The sequence below is a fragment of the Kordiimonas sp. genome (genome assembly GCF_965216265.1).
Taxonomy (GTDB): domain Bacteria; phylum Pseudomonadota; class Alphaproteobacteria; order Sphingomonadales; family Kordiimonadaceae; genus Kordiimonas.
This window is the reverse complement of sequence record NZ_OZ244153.1, coordinates 3,397,541-3,411,835: the sequence shown is the minus strand read 5'-3', so window position 1 is coordinate 3,411,835 and position 14,295 is coordinate 3,397,541. Positions and strand designations below refer to the sequence as shown.

11 protein-coding genes are annotated in these 14,295 nt (G+C 55.5%); 3 read left to right on the top strand and 8 right to left on the bottom strand.

Annotation, left to right across the window (positions count from 1 at the left end; all coding sequences use genetic code 11):
• Positions 1 to 231 precede the first annotated feature (231 nt).
• Positions 232 to 3,396 (top strand): bifunctional proline dehydrogenase/L-glutamate gamma-semialdehyde dehydrogenase PutA, encoded by a 3,165-nt coding sequence (putA, locus tag ACOOGA_RS15675; protein WP_417461376.1) that lies wholly within the window; start codon positions 232 to 234, stop codon positions 3,394 to 3,396.
• A 48-nt stretch (positions 3,397 to 3,444) separates the two neighbouring features.
• Here the strand turns inward: putA and ACOOGA_RS15670 are convergent, their stop codons facing one another.
• Positions 3,445 to 4,542 carry a PA0069 family radical SAM protein gene (locus ACOOGA_RS15670; protein WP_417461377.1) on the bottom strand — a complete coding sequence of 366 codons (1,098 nt, stop codon included), beginning with the start codon at positions 4,540 to 4,542 and terminating at the stop codon, positions 3,445 to 3,447.
• A 180-nt stretch (positions 4,543 to 4,722) separates the two neighbouring features.
• Between ACOOGA_RS15670 and ACOOGA_RS15665 the strand changes: the two genes are divergently transcribed.
• On the top strand, positions 4,723 to 5,316 hold the full coding sequence (locus ACOOGA_RS15665) for a MarR family winged helix-turn-helix transcriptional regulator (RefSeq protein ID WP_417461378.1): 594 nt from the start codon (positions 4,723 to 4,725) through the stop codon (positions 5,314 to 5,316).
• A gap of 107 nt (positions 5,317 to 5,423) precedes the next feature.
• Here the strand turns inward: ACOOGA_RS15665 and ACOOGA_RS15660 are convergent, their stop codons facing one another.
• The 4 genes from ACOOGA_RS15660 to ACOOGA_RS15645 all read right to left on the bottom strand — a co-directional run bounded on the left by ACOOGA_RS15660 (position 5,424) and on the right by ACOOGA_RS15645 (position 9,194).
• On the bottom strand, positions 5,424 to 6,101 hold the full coding sequence (locus ACOOGA_RS15660) for a nitroreductase family protein (protein WP_417461379.1): 678 nt from the start codon (positions 6,099 to 6,101) through the stop codon (positions 5,424 to 5,426).
• Between the two features lie 65 nt (positions 6,102 to 6,166).
• Positions 6,167 to 7,300, bottom strand: a complete 1,134-nt coding sequence (locus tag ACOOGA_RS15655) for an ABC transporter permease (RefSeq protein ID WP_417461380.1) — start codon at positions 7,298 to 7,300, stop codon at positions 6,167 to 6,169.
• A complete protein-coding gene (locus tag ACOOGA_RS15650; RefSeq protein WP_417461381.1) occupies positions 7,297 to 8,229 on the bottom strand; it encodes an ABC transporter ATP-binding protein in 933 nt (310 codons plus the stop codon). Before ACOOGA_RS15650 ends, ACOOGA_RS15655 begins: the two co-directional genes overlap by 4 nt.
• Positions 8,226 to 9,194 carry an HlyD family secretion protein gene (locus ACOOGA_RS15645; protein ID WP_417461382.1) on the bottom strand — a complete coding sequence of 323 codons (969 nt, stop codon included), beginning with the start codon at positions 9,192 to 9,194 and terminating at the stop codon, positions 8,226 to 8,228. The genes ACOOGA_RS15650 and ACOOGA_RS15645 overlap by 4 nt, the downstream gene beginning before the upstream one ends.
• Before the next feature lie 192 nt (positions 9,195 to 9,386).
• On the opposite strand from ACOOGA_RS15645, the gene ACOOGA_RS15640 reads away from it, so the two are divergent.
• The gene (locus tag ACOOGA_RS15640; RefSeq protein WP_417461383.1) at positions 9,387 to 10,013 is read left to right on the top strand and encodes a TetR/AcrR family transcriptional regulator; all 627 of its coding nucleotides are present in this window, start codon (positions 9,387 to 9,389) and stop codon (positions 10,011 to 10,013) included.
• Here ACOOGA_RS15640 and ACOOGA_RS15635 read toward each other — a convergent pair whose 3' ends face one another.
• The 3 genes from ACOOGA_RS15635 to gcvPA all read right to left on the bottom strand — a co-directional run bounded on the left by ACOOGA_RS15635 (position 10,014) and on the right by gcvPA (position 14,208).
• Positions 10,014 to 11,213, bottom strand: coding sequence for an EAL domain-containing protein (locus tag ACOOGA_RS15635; RefSeq protein WP_417461384.1), 1,200 nt, complete (start codon positions 11,211 to 11,213; stop codon positions 10,014 to 10,016).
• A 113-nt stretch (positions 11,214 to 11,326) separates the two neighbouring features.
• Positions 11,327 to 12,859 carry an aminomethyl-transferring glycine dehydrogenase subunit GcvPB gene (gcvPB, locus tag ACOOGA_RS15630; protein ID WP_417461385.1) on the bottom strand — a complete coding sequence of 511 codons (1,533 nt, stop codon included), beginning with the start codon at positions 12,857 to 12,859 and terminating at the stop codon, positions 11,327 to 11,329.
• Positions 12,859 to 14,208, bottom strand: a complete 1,350-nt coding sequence (gene gcvPA / locus ACOOGA_RS15625) for an aminomethyl-transferring glycine dehydrogenase subunit GcvPA (RefSeq protein WP_417461386.1) — start codon at positions 14,206 to 14,208, stop codon at positions 12,859 to 12,861. Before gcvPA ends, gcvPB begins: the two co-directional genes overlap by 1 nt.
• Between the last annotated feature and the right edge of the window lie 87 nt (positions 14,209 to 14,295).

The following is a 14,295-nucleotide window of genomic DNA, read 5'->3' as shown; positions in this document are numbered from 1 at the left end:
CCCTGTGGGTCGCCTTTTTTATAGAATCTCATATTTTGGACACAAGCCCGGCACAGTTCTGCTTCCAAATTCTGCGTATCTACCGCAGATATGTTAGACTTTTCCTCACTTGTTGCGCTGCAACATAAATTCTCCTTCCCAGCGTTTTTTTTCGGGGTTAGAGGGGGATAGGTCCTGAGGGATTGTATACAAAATAAGATTTCAATCGAAGTGTGGTAGAAGGAACCAATTATGGCCAAGCTTCGCATCAGCCCCGCCCCGGCACCCAGCCGGAAAGCTGCAATGACAGCGCTCAAAAACGCGTTTCTCGCAGATGAAGCGAAAACCGTTCGCGCCCTTATCGACAATTTCCCCCTCAATACCGAAAGCCGGGATGAAGTGGCGGTTAAAGCGGCCGCTATTGTCGCCCAGTCCCGCGCCATGAAAGAGGAACAAGGCACGCTTGATGCCTTCCTTGCTGAATTTGGTCTCTCCAATCAGGAAGGGGTGGCGCTTATGTGCCTCGCGGAAGCACTGTTGCGTGTCCCTGATATTGAAACGCAGGACAAGCTCATTTCAGAGAAGATGCAGTCGGGCAACTGGGCGTCGCACAAAGGCCACTCAGACAGCCTTTTTGTCAACGCTTCAACCTGGGCCCTGATGCTGACCGGCGAGGTTGTGCGCCTTGACCGCACAATCACCAAAAACCCGGGCCAGTGGATGAAATCCCTCGTGGCTCGCACAGGTGAGCCGGTTATCCGCAAGGCCGTAAACCAGGCCATGAAAATCATGGGCCGCCAGTTTGTTTTTGGCCGCACCATCAAGGAAGGCCTTGCCCGCCAAGCCAAGCAGCCGCCAGAGCAAAAGATGATGAGCTTTGATATGCTGGGCGAAGGCGCCCGCACCATGGCGACTGCGGACCGCTATTACGAGCTATATCAGGCGTCCATCGACGCAGTGGGCACCGCGACAAAAGACGACGGCGCTGACCCGCACGACCGCTCAAGCATATCTATCAAGCTTTCCGCGCTGCACCCGCGCTATGACGAAGCCAACAACGACCGTGTGATGGCCGAGATGTTGCCGCGTGTTAAAGAACTGGCACTCAAGGCAAAATCATACGACATCCAGATGACAATTGACGCTGAGGAAGCGGACCGCCTTGATATCTCTCTCAGGATTATCGAAGCGCTGGCATCTGACCCGGACCTTGCTGGTTGGGAAGGCCTCGGCCTCGCCGTTCAGGCCTACCAGAAGCGCGCGCCTTATGTGATTGACTGGCTGGTGCATCTGGGCCGCGAAAACGGCCGCAAGTTTGCCGTGCGCCTGGTGAAAGGCGCTTATTGGGACACTGAAATCAAGCACTCGCAGGAACAAGGGCTTGAGGACTACCCAGTGTTCACCCGCAAGCAGGCAACAGATATCAGCTACCTTTATACTGCTGCGCGTATGCTTGAGGCGGACGACGCCATCTACTCGCAGTTCGCGACCCATAATGCGCACACCATTGCCGCAATTTCGGCCATGGCGGGCGACAAGCGTTATGAGTTCCAGAAGCTGCACGGCATGGGCGCGCTGCTCTATAAAGCCGCGGGCCGGGTTGCAGGCAAACCCATTCGCACCCGTACTTATGCACCTGTTGGGCTTCACGAAGACCTGCTGCCGTACCTTGTGCGGCGCCTTCTGGAGAACGGTGCGAACTCAAGCTTTGTAAACCGCTTTATGGATGCGGACGTGCCAGTGGAAGAAGTGGCCGGTGACCCGATCACATCGATCGAGTATGCACCTGCACTTCGGCATACTCTGATCCCGATACCAGAAGATATTTTCGGCGCTGAGCGTAAAAACTCCAAGGGCTGCAACCTGATGGATAGCCGCCAGTACGCGCCGCTTCTGCGCGCCCTTGATGAGCGCAAAAACCATACCTATGCCTGCGCCAGCATCGTCAGCGGCAAAGACGTGGGCGAAAACCCCACAGACGTTGTGAACCCCGCGAACACCAGCCAGGTTGTTGGCTCATGGCGTGAAGCACGCGATGAAGATATCGATGTGGCGACGGTAGAATCAGTTGAGGCCCAACAGGCATGGAACGCCATGGGCGGCAACGCGCGGGCAGATATCCTGCGCGCTGTTGGCGATGCAATTGAAGACAACCGCAACCTGTTCGCCGACCTGCTGGTGCGCGAGGCTGGCAAAACGCTCAGCGATGTGATCGCAGAGGTCCGTGAGGCCGTTGACTTCTGCCGCTATTATGCAGCGCGTGCAGAAGAGCACTTTGGCGCGCCTGTGGCTCTCCCTGGCCCGACCGGTGAACGGAACGAGCTTTATTTCGGGGGCCGAGGCACCTTCCTGAGCATCGCGCCGTGGAACTTCCCACTGGCGATTTTTGTCGGCCAGGTTGCAGCAGCCTTGGCGGCAGGCAACGCGGTTATCGCAAAACCGGCCGAGCAAACGCCGCTTGTGGCTTATCACGCGGTAAAGCTGTTTCATGAATCTGGTGTGCCTGTCGATGTCCTGCATCTTCTGCTCGGTGATGGTGCCCGTGTAGGCGCCAAGCTGGTGGCAGACGAACGTATCGTGGGGGTTGCTTTCACCGGCTCTACAGAAACCGCCAAGATCATCAACCGCACGCTTGCGGCGCGCGAAGGCGCCATTGTGCCGTTGATTGCAGAAACCGGTGGCCAGAACGCCATGATCGTGGACAGCACGGCGCTACCTGAACAGGTCGCGGATGATGTTATCCAGTCTGCTTTTGGCTCAGCCGGTCAGCGCTGCTCTGCCCTTCGTGTGTTGTTTGTGCAGGACAGCGTAGCCGACAAAGTGATCAATATGATCAAAGGTGCGCTCAAGGAACGAGTACTGGGTGACCCTGCGAAGCTGACAACCGACGTTGGCCCTATCATTGATGAAGAAGCCCGCACACGCCTTGCCGAGCATTGTGCCCGCATGGAAGAGGAAGCCACGCTTGTTGCCAAGCTGGAGATGACCGAAGAAGCCGAGAAAGGCACTTTCCTTGCGCCCCATATCTTTGAGCTCAAGTGCCTTGACCAGCTTGAGCAGGAAGTATTTGGCCCCGTGCTTCATATCCTCAGGTTCAAATCTGGCGAGATCAATAAGGTTATCGAGCAGATCCGTGGTACCGGCTATGGCCTCACCTTCGGTATCCATTCTCGCCTTGAAAGCCGCTGGGCTGAGCTGTTCAATAAAACACGCATTGGCAACACCTATATCAACCGCAATATGGTTGGTGCTGTGGTTGGTGTGCAGCCATTTGGTGGTGAAGGCCTTTCAGGCACCGGACCAAAGGCCGGTGGCCCGCACTATCTCTTCCGCTTTGCGGCAGAACATACGCTCACCATCAACACCGCAGCTGTTGGTGGCAATGCAGAGCTGTTCAGCATGGATGAGAGCGCCTAAAAGGCCATCATAAAATCATTTTAAAGGCCGGGAATTTCCCGGCCTTTTTTAGTGGGTCGCCGCGAGTTTATCGAACAGGCTGAACTGGCCGCCCTGAAGCACCGGTGCCCTGAAGTCATCCGTGTTCAACACTTCTTCCCCCGCGTTGAAGCCAAGACGACGGCACAGATTGCGGAAGCGCTGGTCCAGAAGTTCTGCCTCAAGTCCCTTGCCCTTCATGCGGTGTTTGAAACGCGGGTCATTCACCTTGCCACCCCGCATCTCCCGAAGCCGGTTGAGCACCCTGCTCTTGCGGTCCGGGTAATGCTCCGACAGCCATTCTTCAAACAATCCACCAAGTTCAAGCGGCAGTCTTAGCAGGATATAATTTGCGCGCTTCGCGCCCGCATGGGCCGCAGCCGAAAGCACTTCTTCCATTTCATGATCATTCAGAGCCGGGATAACAGGTGCGAACATCATGCCCGTTGGCACACCGGCATCAGACAACAACTTGATGGCATCCAGCCGCCGCACGGGCGTGCTGGCACGCGGCTCCAGAAGTCGTGCGAGCTTGCGGTCAAGCGTGGTGACAGACAGAGACACTCGCACAAGCCCCTTTTCCGCCAGCGGTACAAGCAGGTCCATGTCCCGAACCACAAGCCGGGATTTAGTGAGCACCGTTACAGGGTGGTTATATTCCAGCATCACCTTCAGTATCTCACGGGTGATACGGCGCTCTTTCTCAATCGGTTGATATGGGTCCGTATTGGTGCCCATGGCGATTGGCTTGGGCTCATACCCCCTTTTTGAAATCTCCGCCTTCAAAAGCTCTGCTGCATTTGGCTTGGCAAACAGCTTGGTTTCAAAATCCAGCCCCGGAGAAAGCCCCATATAGGCGTGTGTGGGCCGTGCAAAACAATAAACACAGCCATGCTCACATCCACGATACGGGTTGATAGACCGGTCGAACGGAATGTCAGGTGATTTGTTGCGCGTCAGGATATGCTTGGCATTTTCTTCCCTGACTTCTGTTTTAACCTGACTTTCGACAATGTCTGAAAGCCAGCCGTCAGATACCGGTTCCCGGTTCAGCTTTTCAAACCGCCCCGACGAATTGGACACTGCGCCCCGGCCCCGCATAAGCCATGGTGAATTTTGAACCTGCATCTGTCTATCTCTCGTTTCCATGCTTTAATTTAACATAAGAACAAAACAAGAACAAATGGTATTTTATCGGCTATTGATGGCGGTTTCATGGCTGATTAAACCATTGTTTTCATCGGGATAGGAACAAGCCAAATTAAAAGTTGGCTTTTCAAACCGCTAAACCACTGATACATAGCTTGCATGAACAAATATGATCTGCCGCCCGCGCGTAAGCGCTATTTCAAGCTGACAGACCGCATCAGGAATCCGCTGGATTTGATGTCCCACGTTCCTTTCCGCATCGCAACCGCAAGCAATCTGCTCGCTCTCAACCGGGACCTGAGCGTTCGTCAGGATTGTGATCTGGACGTCAGGGAGATGCGCGTGCTGATCAACATTGGCTCTTACATGCCGATCAAGTCAGCCGATATCGCCTACCAGAGCCGGATGGATAGTTATACGGTGAGCCGCGCGGTGAAAGCCCTTCGCCAAGCCAAGCTGGTGGATTTTGAGCCCGTACCGACAAGCAAGCGGGCGAAAAACCTGATCCTTACAGAAAAAGGCGAGCAGGTTTACGGGCTGATCACCAACGCCGTTGAAAAGCGCGCCAACCTTCTTGATGAAGTATTAACTGAAAACGAGAAGGTACAGCTTTGCGATATGCTGGCGCGTATCGAGAGCAAGGCGGAACAGGTGATGGCGCAATATGCACTCGACCGTGTGCAGGAAGGTGATGAATTACCCGCTGACCAGAAAGAGCTGATCCGCTGGTACCGCAAGGGCCTGGGCACCTAAGGCCGATGTGTGGCGAAAACACGCCACACCCGCGCCACACATTGGCCGCAGATTCGCGCACACTCGCGCACACTCGCGCCACACTTTCGCGCACACATACGCCACACCTAGAAGACAGAAACGATATCCTCAAACGGCTTTTTGATCGTTGCATGCACCGGCACCGTTGCGCCTTCAGCCGGATACCCTGCCACCAGCAGGATATAAGCACGCTCATGCTCAGGCCGCTGACAAATTTCGTTAAGGAAATTCATTGGCTTAGGGGTGTGAGTGAGTGTCGCGAGCCCGGCATTATGAAGGGCAGCGATCAGAAAACCGGTCGCGATGCCCACCGATTCTGACACATAATAGTTTTTGCGTTCCATGCCTGCTTCAATACCACCGCGGCGCTGCGCAAATATCGCTATCAGCCACGGCGCGTGCTCCAGATAGGGTTTGCTGGCATCGGTGCCAAGTGGCGCAAGAGCATCCAGCCACTCTTCCCCAGCCCTGCGCTCGTCGTAAAACCCACGCTCTTCCTGCTCTGCTCTTACGCGCACCTTTGACTTGATCTCCGGGTTCCCGATCAGTGCGAAATGCCACGGCTGATGGTTGGCACCGCTTGGTGCGGTGCCTGCGGTACGCAAACAATCCTCAATAATCTCGCGCGGTACTGGCCGGTCGGAGAATTCCCGCACCGTATGACGGCGGCGCATCTCTTTATAAAACGCCTGCGCGCGGGCCTTCATTTCATCCGGCGAATATTCCTGAAAATCGGGTAGCGGGACATTATCGTGAGGCTTCATATATCGCTCCGTTAGCATTGGGTATGCAGTGAGCAATATCTCAATAATATTGCATATGCAACATATTAATCCAGCGTCTGCCGATATCTCGCGAGCGCAATCATTGTGGCTACAACCACAAACGCCAGTATCCCAAAAAGGTCCGGCAGGATGTCGTTAGACTGACTTCCCTTTAATAGTATCCCCCGTGCGATGCGCAGGAAATGAGTCAACGGCAACGCCTCCCCGATGGTTTGGGCCCATAAGGGCATGCCTCTGAACGGAAACATAAAACCAGAGAGAAGCAGCGATGGCAGAAAGAAAAAGAAAGTCATCTGCACAGCCTGAAGTTGGTTTTGCGCGATGGTTGAGAATGTGAAACCAACCGCCAAATTAGCGATCATGAACAGGATGGTCGCGCCCGAAAGAAGAAGAATGCTTCCCTCAAAAGGCACATCGAACAAAAATACCGCAGCCGCCAGGATGATGGCCGCCTGCACGTACCCCACAATCACATACGGCGTGATTTTGCCCAGCATCACCTCCGACGGCCGCACCGGCATAGCGAGGAGGTTTTCCATCGTGCCCAGTTCACGCTCTCGCGTCACCGCAAGCCCCGTGATCATCACGAGTGTCATGGTCAGCACAACGCCCATCAGGCCCGGCACAATATTATACTGCGTGATGTTTTCCGGGTTATAACGGCGGTGCACCACCACATCAAAGGGCGGCGGCGCGGGTGCCGGTGTGATGTCAACGCCCGCCAGGTCACGTTCAAGCGCAGAAAGCTTGAGCTGCTGCAACGCACTGATCGCGCTGCCGGTGGCCACTGGGTCAGTCGCATCAGCCTCCACCAGTATTTCAGGCCGCTCGCCAAGTACAAGGTCACGCGAGAAATTCGGCGGTATCGTGACAGAAAACTGCACCTGGCCGCGCGTTAACATGCGGTCAACGTCTGCACCGTCTGCCTCAACCACAACCTTGAAGTACCCTGTGTTCACAAGCGCGGAGGTGAAGGCGCGTGTATAAACAGTACTTTCCGCTGAATAAATGGCTGTTGGCAACGCTTTCGGGTCTGTATTGATGGCGAAACCAAAAAGCACAAGCTGGATAAGCGGTACACCCATCATCATGCCAAGTGTGGCCCGGTCACGGCGCATATGATGGAATTCCTTCATCAGCATTGCGCCAAGCCGGAGGAGTGAAAACGGCCGCCTCATGAGAAGTTATCCTGCGAACCAGAGGTCAGATGGATAAAAACATCCTCAAGCGTTGGGCTGGTTTGCTGCCAGTTCAGGTTATGGCCCTGCCGGTAAGGGGCAATAGCCGCTTCAAGCGCCTGTTCGTCTGCGCCACTGACATGAAGATTGGCGCCAAAGGCTACTGCTGAAGCAATACCGTCGCGCCCGCGAAGCTTTTGCGCCAGCCGGTCGGCCTCAAAGCCATGCGCCCGCCACGTATATAGCGTTGTGCCGTCAATAATTTCTTCTGCCGTGCCTGCGGCAAGGAGCTTGCCGTATGCTATGTAAACAATCTCGTGGCAGCGCTCGGCTTCATCCATATAGTGGGTGGATACCAGAACCGTGATCCCGTTCGACGCCAGCGTATGTATTTCATCCCAAAATTCGCGCCGGGCCTTGGGGTCAACACCCGCTGTGGGCTCATCAAGCAATAGAAGTCTTGGCTCATGCAGGATGCAGGCTGCGAGCGCGAGACGCTGCTTCCAGCCACCCGACAACGCACCTGTTTGCTGGTCGCGGCGCCCCCACAGGCCCAAGTCCTTGAGCGCTGTATCTACACGGTCCTTGCGGTTATCCATCTCATAAAGCCGCGCGACAAATTCCAGGTTTTCCCGGATGGTCAGGTCCTGATACAGGCTGAATTTCTGCGTCATATATCCGGTTTGCCGCTTAATGAGCGGCGCTTCAGCGCGCAGGTCAAGCCCCAGGCAGGTACCCTGCCCTTCATCAGGCGTCAGAAGGCCACAAAGCATCCTGAGCGTGGTGGTTTTGCCGCTGCCATTGGGGCCAAGGAAGCCAAATATCTTGCCTTCCGGGATCTGCATTGAAAAATCATCCACCACGCGGCGGCCATCAAATATCTTCACCAGCCCCGAAACATCAATAGCCAACTCACCGTCCCTATTCATTGTGGGCGCTCCACCTCAATCGGCAACCCCACGGGCAACAGGACCTCGCCGTCCGGCATAGCTTCAATCAGGAAAACCAGTTTCTCACGACTATCCGCGGAATAAATCACAGGCGGAGTGTATTCCGCCTCTGGCGCGATGAAACTGATGGATGCGGTCAGACCTGCCCCACAGCCGTCACATGAGAAGGCCACCTTGGTGCCAACGGAAAGCTTCATCACATCAGCCTGGGGCACAAAAAAGCGAAGCTTGCGTTTGTCATCCGGCAACAGAGACGCCACAGCCCTATTGGCTGGCACCCATGCCCCCGGCTGGTAGTAGGTGTCCTGCACCATCGCTTCGATTGGGGCGGCTGGCGCGATCTCGACGAGCCGACGGTCCGCTTTCTCGACACTGGCTTGAGCTTCAACAAGCGCGGCGCGTGCCGCATCAAGCCGGTCTGCGCGTGCGGGCAGATTAGCCACATCAAAAGCACTCTTGAGCGCTGCTACCCGCGCCTTGGCCTGATCACGCGCGGCGCGGGCGTCGTCCAATCGCGCTTCCACGGCCGCAGTGCTTCCTTCCAGTGCTTGTTGGCGCAAAAGCTCAAGCTCCGCGTTTTTCAGTGCGGCTTCCGCCTCATCAATCTCCGCTGAGCGCACACTCAGTTCTTCGGCGCGCGCACCTTTCTCCATATCAGCGAGCTCAGCCCTCACTTTCGCTAGTGCAGCCTGAGCCTGGGCGACTTCGGCCTCAACCAGAGTTTTATCAAGCGAGAATACTTGCGCACCCTTTGAGACCCGTGTACCGCGCCGGACATCAAGGCTTTTAAGCTCTCCCGAGATAGGAGCTGCGAGCAGGATATACTCGCCCTCAACATATCCGGTGTAGATGCTGTTGTCGGTTTCAAGCTGGTTATAGTACCAAGCCGCCCCCGCTGCTGCTGCAGCGATAAGCAAACCCACCAGTCGCTTCGCAATACTCATCTACACCCTCTTCCTCTTGTGAATGACCACATCCAAACGCAACCGAAGTTGGCTGGCCATACGTGCAATCGTTAATGATTTGTGGCGCTGCCATTAGTGGCTTTATTTCGCCGAACACGAATTCCTCGCTGAAGGACTCGGTTGATGCATTATATGCTTGAAATTAATTAATTAGTCAATTAATTTAGACTCATGACATCAAACACCCAGAAGAAGCGCCGCGTAGGCCGCCCTAAAGAAAGCAATAACAAGGATCGTCGCGCGCGCCTTGTTGAAGCAGCAGGCCCAATTTTCTCAACGAAAGGCTATGGCGGCACCAAAATCCCCGACCTTGCCAAAGCGGCAGGCGTAACCCCCGCTATGGTGCATTACTATTTCGACGGCAAAGACGGATTGCTTCAGGAAGTATTCGATAACGCCTTCAAGCCGCTGATGGACAAGCTTGATGCCCCCTCCTCCCTTGAGGAATGGGTTATCACATTCCATGAGCATATCCTTGCCCGGCGCTGGGTACCGCACCTGATGCTTCGGGAGGTGATTATGGAAGGTGGGCACCTGCGCGAGTATTTTGCAGCGACCTACGCACCTCGTGTCGCCATGAAGTGGCTTGGGTTGTTTGCTGAAGAAAAGAAACAAGGCCGAATGCGCGCGGACGCTGATGAGCTCAGGCACGTGGTTTTGATGATGGGGATGCTGATCTACCCGTTTGTCGTGGCCCCTCTCAGCGGGGTTTTCTCAGAAACACCGTTCAGTGACGAGGAGATGATACGTTTCAGGGAAGATGCCCTCAGGCTGTTCTACAGCGGGGCCAATGGTTAATTAATCACCGATACCTGATATGTTGATCACCCCGTCGCGGTAATCTTCATACCAGATAAGGAACTCGTCCGCAGACATCGGCTTGCCAAGATAATACCCTTGCACCGCATCTGCCCCCATGTCTCTGACAAGCTTGAGCTGGTCTTCGGTCTCAACGCCTTCGCATACACATTTGAGGCTGAGCTTGTGCGCAAGGTCAATTGCGGCCTCAAGCACTGTTCGGGCCACATGATGCTCCGTTGCGCGCCCAATGAACATGCGGTCAATCACCAGCTCATCGAACGGGATTTCCTTGAGCCGCACGAGAGACGCGAATCCGGCACCAAAATCATCAAGCGCAATACCAAAGCCTCGCGCGTTCAGGCTTGCGAGCACATCAAGCGGTATTTTCGCGTCAATCTCAAGGTCTGCTTCTGTCACTTCAAGGCGAACCATGGAAGGCTTCACCTCAAACTGTTCCGTGAGGCCAGAGACAACATCCGCAAAGTCAGCCTTGCGCAGGTTATCGCTGGCCACATTGATGGAAAGCACAACTTCAAGCCCTTGCTTGCGCCAGCGTCCCTGCTGCTGCATCGCAAGCTCAAGCATCCGGTATGTGAGCACATCCATGTGCCCCTTTTCCTGCGCAGCTTTAATAACCGCCCCAGCACCAAGATAACCGCCCGTGGGTGCCCGCCACCGGGCGAACACTTCAGCCCCGACCAATTCGCCGGTTTTAGGGTTTAACTTCGGTTGGAACACCGGCGACAAGCCATCTGTCATCAAACCGCGCATAAACTCGCCTTCGGCAAGCACTGTCTCGGAGCCGGAGCGGCCCTTCGCGCGAGAGTTGGCAACATCGCTGAGCATGGACAAAAGCAGCTCTTTATTCACTGGCTTGGTAAGGGTCCCCAGCAGATTGACGCTATAAGCCAGCGCCATATCACGGGCGGCCTGCAACATGCGTGCATCATGGCCGCTCAAGAGGATGACGCCGGGGTCCGAATCGAGCTCTGAAATTTCCTTGATGAGACCAAAACCATCCATCTCCGGCATCGCCAGATCGGTGATAATCACATCAAAATTTTCGGTATTGAGGATATCAAGCGCCTGAACGCCGCTTTCTGCGCCCGCCACCATATAACCCGGTGACAGCAGATACTGGGTCAACAGATCCCGCATCGTAGCAGAGTCGTCAACAACGAGAATGCGCTTACTCACTAATGTTCCTCCCTCATCGCGCCTTAAGCTAGCACTAAAGCGAAATCGGGCCAAGAACGAAACCACCCACCAAGCGGCGGGTGGTCAAGTTACTGAATTAAAGCATCAAATTGCTATTCTGAAGCATACCGAAGCACAGGCTGACGCGCGGCTTGCGTTTCGTCCAGACGCCCCCACGGTGCATGATATGGCGCACCAGAAAAACGCTCAACCTCGCCTGCCTTCGCAGCACCGGCAAGCCCGCGCATGGAACGAATAAACTGGTCCATGTTGGCCTTGCTTTCGCTCTCGGTCGGCTCAATCAGCATCGCACCATGTACCACCAGCGGGAAATACATGGTCATGGGGTGATAGCCCTCATCGATCATGGCTTTGGCAAAATCAAGCGTGGTGACACCCGTATCCTTGAGGAAACGATCATCAAACAGAGCTTCATGCATGCAGGGGCCATCAAATGAGGCCGTCATAACGTCGGAAAGCGACGCCAGCACATAGTTTGCGTTCAACACAGCGTCTTCCGCCGCCTGCTGGATACCATCACCGCCGTGGCTCAGCATATAGCTGAGGGCACGGACATACATACCCATCTGGCCATGGAAGGCGGTGAGGCGCCCCATTGAGGCGTCATCGATATCCTCAACAAGGTCAAAGCCGTCCGCTGTTTTCACCACATATGGCACCGGCACGTGGGCCTTGAGCGCATCGGAGAAAACCACCGGCCCAGAACCCGGCCCGCCGCCGCCATGCGGGGTTGAGAAGGTTTTGTGCAGGTTGAAGTGCATGGCATCCACACCAAGGTCACCTGGGCACACCTTGCCCATGATGGCATTAAAGTTCGCACCGTCACAATAGAAGAACGCGCCAGCCTTATGGATCGCATCGGCGATCTCACGGATTTCCGTTTCAAACAAGCCACAGGTATTCGGGTTGGTTAGCATCACAGCCGCGACGGTATCATCGAGTGCTGCCTTAAGCGCATCAATATCCACCTTGCCGTTATCCTTGGCGGGGATCGATTTCACCTTGTAGCCACAGAAGGCCGCGGTTGCAGGGTTGGTGCCATGCGCTGATTCCGGGCAGAGAATGATTTCACGGGCATCGCCTCGTGCTTCAAGCGCTGCGCGGATAGCCATAACACCGCAAAGCTCACCATGCGCGCCCGCCTTGGGGCTTAGGGCAACTGCGGGCATGTTGGTGAGTGTCATCAACCAATGGCTCAACTCGTCCATCAGTTGGAAAGCGCCCTGCACCGCACGCTTTGGCGCGAGTGGGTGAATATCGCCAAAGCCCGGTAGCCGTGCCATCTTTTCATTGAGGCGCGGATTGTGCTTCATGGTGCATGACCCAAGCGGGAACACACCCATATCAATACCGTAGTTGCGGCGGCTGAGACGTGTGTAGTGCCGCACCACATCCGGTTCAGCAAGGCCTGGGCAGCCGATTTCGCTTGTACGCTCAAGCCCACCAACGGCGAGCTCCAGGTCATCCAGCGCTTCAAAATCCACACCGGTGGTCTCAACAGTACCAAGCTCATAGATCAGGGGCTCCGCGAGACGAAGGCCCACATGACCGGAGAAACTTTCGAACTGTGCGCTCTCGCCCCCGCCTGTTGCAGCGGTAGGTCGTCCTTGACTATTCATAGACATCAGAGCACCTCCTCGAGCGCGCCTTTGAGCGCAGCAATATCGTCCGCTGTTACGGTTTCCGTCGCAGCCAAAATCAACACATCATCAAGCCCGGCGCCCGGATAAAGGCGTGATGCCGGTACGCCCGCAAGGATATCCTTGCCCACGAGCGCATCAACCACACCCGCAGCAGCTTTTGGCAGCTTCACAGCAATCTCGTTAAAGAAAGCGTTTGTAAGCACTTCCACACCCGAGACGGATGCCAGTGCGTCCCTCAGCGCTATCGCGTTCCGGTGGTTAACCTTGGCGACACCGCGCAAGCCTTTTTCACCCAACAGGCTCATATGGATCGTGAACGCAAGCGCGCACAGGCCGGAGTTTGTACAGATGTTGGACGTTGCTTTCTCACGACGGATGTGCTGCTCACGCGTTGAGAGCGTCAGCACAAACCCGCGCTTGCCGTTCGCGTCCACCGTTTCACCACAAAGACGGCCTGGCATCTGGCGCACAAACTTCTGGTTGGTGGCAAAAAGCCCCACATATGGCCCGCCAAAATTAAGACCGTTACCGATAGATTGGCCTTCGCCAACCACGATATCTGCGCCCATTTCACCGGGGCTTTTGATCAGGCCCAGGCTCATGACTTCTGTCACTACAACAATCAGCAACGCTTTTTTGGCGTGTGCCGCTTCCGCCACAGGTGTCAGGTCAAGCACATGGCCAAACACACCCGGGTTTTGCACAACAACACAGCTTGTCTCGTCATCGATCGCGTCAATAACCGCCTTCAGCTCTGCTTCAGGGTCGGCGGGGTTTGGTTTCTGTGCGACGATCACATCATCTGTGTATTGGGTCGTGGTTTCAACCACAGCGCGGTAATGCGCGTGCAGGCTGCCCGCAAGGATAGCTTTTTTCTTCCGCGTTACACGACGCGCCATCATCACAGCTTCGCTGGTGGCGGTTGAGCCGTCATACATGGAGGCGTTCGCCACATCCATGCCGGTTAGCTGCGCGACTTGTGTCTGGAATTCAAAGATGTACTGGAGTGTACCTTGCGCGATCTCTGGCTGATACGGCGTGTAAGCTGTCAAAAACTCACCGCGCTGGATCAGGTGATCAACGGTTGCAGGCACGTGGTGTTTATAAGCCCCGGCTCCAATGAAAAAAGGCACACTGCCCGCTGAGGTGTTCTTCGCGGCCATCCTTGAGAGGTGGCGCTCAACTTCCATCTCAGCCTTATGGCGAGGAAGGTCAATCTCCGGGTTCAGGACATCGTTTGGAACGTCCTTGAACAAATCATCAATATGCCGAACACCGATTTTTTCCAGCATCGATTGCCGGTCGGTGGCCGTAAGCGGCAGATAGCGCATGCAACTGGCTCCTTTGATCACGCGTCAGGCCCGAGGTTGCGTGCTTTGGCCTGGCACAAAAAGAAACGCTGGCCCGGGGAGCCCCGG

What these genes read in the sequence shown, in the direction of transcription:
- ACOOGA_RS15650 (WP_417461381.1), bottom strand. Translation starts at nt 8,229, where the DNA reads ATGAATAGGGACGGTGAGTTGGCTATTGATGTTTCGGGGCTGGTGAAG.
- ACOOGA_RS15670 (WP_417461377.1), bottom strand. Translation starts at nt 4,542, where the DNA reads ATGCAGGTTCAAAATTCACCATGGCTTATGCGGGGCCGGGGCGCAGTG.
- ACOOGA_RS15655 (WP_417461380.1), bottom strand. Translation starts at nt 7,300, where the DNA reads ATGAGGCGGCCGTTTTCACTCCTCCGGCTTGGCGCAATGCTGATGAAG.
- ACOOGA_RS15665 (WP_417461378.1), top strand. Translation starts at nt 4,723, where the DNA reads ATGAACAAATATGATCTGCCGCCCGCGCGTAAGCGCTATTTCAAGCTG.
- gcvPB (WP_417461385.1), bottom strand. Translation starts at nt 12,859, where the DNA reads ATGTCTATGAATAGTCAAGGACGACCTACCGCTGCAACAGGCGGGGGC.
- ACOOGA_RS15660 (WP_417461379.1), bottom strand. Translation starts at nt 6,101, where the DNA reads ATGAAGCCTCACGATAATGTCCCGCTACCCGATTTTCAGGAATATTCG.
- ACOOGA_RS15645 (WP_417461382.1), bottom strand. Translation starts at nt 9,194, where the DNA reads ATGAGTATTGCGAAGCGACTGGTGGGTTTGCTTATCGCTGCAGCAGCA.
- gcvPA (WP_417461386.1), bottom strand. Translation starts at nt 14,208, where the DNA reads ATGCGCTATCTGCCGCTTACGGCCACCGACCGGCAATCGATGCTGGAA.
- ACOOGA_RS15640 (WP_417461383.1), top strand. Translation starts at nt 9,387, where the DNA reads ATGACATCAAACACCCAGAAGAAGCGCCGCGTAGGCCGCCCTAAAGAA.
- putA (WP_417461376.1), top strand. Translation starts at nt 232, where the DNA reads ATGGCCAAGCTTCGCATCAGCCCCGCCCCGGCACCCAGCCGGAAAGCT.